Below are 1,759 nucleotides of genomic sequence, written 5' to 3'. Positions count from 1 at the left end.
CCGATCTGGCTGCCCATGCCGCCCAGCACCACGATGGCCAGGATGATCGCCGACTCGATGAAGGTGAAGCTCTCCGGGCTGATGAAGCCCTGGCGCGTCGCGAAGAAGGAGCCGGCGAAGCCGCCGAACATCGCCGCGATCGCAAAGGCCGCCAGCTTCATGTTGGTGCGGTTGATGCCCAAGGACGCGCAGGCGATGTCGTCCTCGCGCAGCGCTTCCCAGGCCCGGCCCAGCGGCAGCTTGCGCACCCTGAGCGTGAACAGGTTCACCACCAGCGCCAAAGCCAGGATGAGGTAGTAGAGGAAGACGATGCGGTGGAGCGGCGAGAACTCCAGCCCGAACAGCTCGTGGAAGGCGGCCATGCCCTCGGAGGGCGTGCGGGAGAAGTCGGCGATGCCGAAGAAGCTCGGCCGCGGAATGCCGGAGATGCCGTTGGGACCGCCGGTGAACTGGTACCAGTTGACCAGGATGATGCGGATGATCTCGCCGAAGCCCAAGGTCACGATGGCGAAATAGTCGCCGCGCAGCCGCAGGACGGGGAAGCCGAGCAGCACGCCCGAGCAGGCGGCAAGCAGGCCCGCCAGCGGCAGGCAGAGCCAGAAGCTGAGGCCGAAGTAATGGGCGAGCAGCGCGTAGGAATAGGCGCCGACCGCATAGAAGGCGACATAGCCGAGATCGAGCAGGCCGGCGAGGCCCACCACGATATTCAGGCCCCAGCCCAGCATGATGTAGGTCAGCAGCAGGATGCCGATGTCCAGGATCATGCGGTCGGCCAGCGGGGTCAGCGGCAGGATTGCGGCGAAGGCGACGGCGACCGGGCCGATGTAGCGGCTGGCGTGCTGCACCTTTGCGGCGACGCGGTCCATGCGCTTGTCGCGCTCGGCCTGGCTGAGCTTGGAGCGGCCGGTGGCGACCGTCATGGCGGCGCGCAGCGCGATGACGCCGCCGCCCAGCACCAGCACCAGGCGCAGCACCTGGGTCGGCATCGGCAGCACCAGCCCGATGCCGGCGCAGACCAGCGCCAGGACCAGCACCGGCAGCGCCAGGCCCTGGCGGATCAGCCCGAGCCCGAGGCGGCCGAGGAAGACGAGGACGAGGGAGGCGATCACCTCCTCCGGCCGGGCTTCGATGCCCAGCCCGGTGGGGCGGTCCACCGTGCGCAGGCCGACCAGCGGCACGGTGAGCAGCAGGGCGACGAAGGCGGCCAGCCCGGCGTCCTTGATCGTGGCGGCCCAGTCGACGCCGCGCGTCTTGGCGCTCCCGGCAGAGAGGGTGTTGGAGTGCAGGGTCATGGCGCTTACACCTTCTCGATCTCGGGCCGGCCGAGCAGGCCGGTGGGCCGGAAGATCAGGACGAGGACGAGGATGGAGAAGGTGGCGACGTCCTTCCATTCGGAGCCGACATAGCCGGACCAGAAGGCCTCGATCAGGCCGATGACCACGCCGCCGAGCATGGCGCCGGGCAGCGATCCGACACCGCCGAGGACGGCGGCGGTGAAGCTTTTCACCCCGGCCAGGAAGCCGATGTAGAAGTCGATGACGCCGTAGATCAGCAGCACCATCATGCCGGCGACGGCGGCGAGTGCGGCGCCCATGACGAAGGTCAGCGAGATGACGCGGTCGACGTTGACGCCGAGCAGGCCGGCCATCTTCTTGTCCTGCTCGCAGGCGCGCTGGGCGCGTCCCAGCGAGGTGCGGTTGATCAGGATGGTGAAGCCGACCATCAGGACCAGGGTGATGAGGATGGTGGCGAGCCGGAC

The 1,759-nt window shown here is 68.5% G+C and carries 2 protein-coding genes; both read right to left on the bottom strand.

The features are described 5' to 3' along the window. A partial coding sequence (gene livM, locus J2848_RS35795) for a high-affinity branched-chain amino acid ABC transporter permease LivM (RefSeq protein WP_253568877.1) occupies positions 1 to 1,292 on the bottom strand: 1,292 nt, incomplete at its 3' end. A 5-nt stretch (positions 1,293 to 1,297) separates the two neighbouring features. Beyond that, the coding region (locus J2848_RS35790) for a branched-chain amino acid ABC transporter permease (RefSeq protein WP_436232171.1) at positions 1,298 to 1,759 on the bottom strand (462 nt) is incomplete at its 5' end.

The organism is Azospirillum lipoferum, from assembly GCF_024170005.1.
Lineage (GTDB): Bacteria > Pseudomonadota > Alphaproteobacteria > Azospirillales > Azospirillaceae > Azospirillum > Azospirillum lipoferum.
Note: the sequence above shows the minus strand (reverse complement) of the source record. Positions and strands in the feature narration are given on the sequence as shown.